1 pseudogene is annotated in these 682 nt (G+C 44.3%); it reads right to left on the minus strand.

From position 1 onward, the window contains the following. A pseudogene (locus tag MiSe_RS49540) lies at positions 1-682 on the minus strand (tetratricopeptide repeat protein); the annotation flags it as partial.

Below are 682 nucleotides of genomic sequence, written 5' to 3' on the forward strand. Positions count from 1 at the left end.
TTCTCAATTGTAAAGCTTGCAAATACAAAGGTTCCGCTTCGCTGTAGCGGACTTGAGAATTGTAGAGTCCTGCCAGATTATTCAAACTGAGGGCAACATCCGGATGGTCTTCTCCCAGCAGTCTTTTATAGAGTTCTAATGCTTGCAAAAACAAGGGTTCCGCGTCGCTGTAGCGTCCTTTAGCATGGTACAGTGTCGCAAGATTATTCAGGCTATTGGCAACATCAGGATGGTCATCTCCCAGCAGTCTTTTGTAGAGTTATAATGCTTGTATATAGAAATATTTGGCTTCGTTATAGCGCCCTTGAGAGTTGTAGAGTCCTGCCAGATTATTCAAACTGAGGGCAACATCCGGATGGTCTTCTCCCAGCAGTCTTTTATAGAGTTCTAATGCTTGCAAAAACAAGGGTTCCGCGTCGCTGTAGCGTCCTTTAGCATGGTACAGTGTCGCAAGATTATTCAGGCTATTGGCAACATCAGGATGGTCATCTCCCAGCAGTCTTTTGTAGAGTTATAATGCTTGTATATAGAAATATTTGGCTTCGTTATAGCGCCCTTGAGAGTTGTAGAGTCCTGCCAGATTATTCAAACTGAGGGCAACATCCGGATGGTCTTCTCCCAGCAGTCTTTTTCTCAATTGTAAAGCTTGCAAATACAAAGGTTCCGCTTCGCTGTAGCGGAC

The sequence above is a fragment of the Microseira wollei NIES-4236 genome (assembly GCF_020521235.1).
GTDB classification, from domain to species: Bacteria; Cyanobacteriota; Cyanobacteriia; order Cyanobacteriales; family Aerosakkonemataceae; genus Microseira; species Microseira wollei.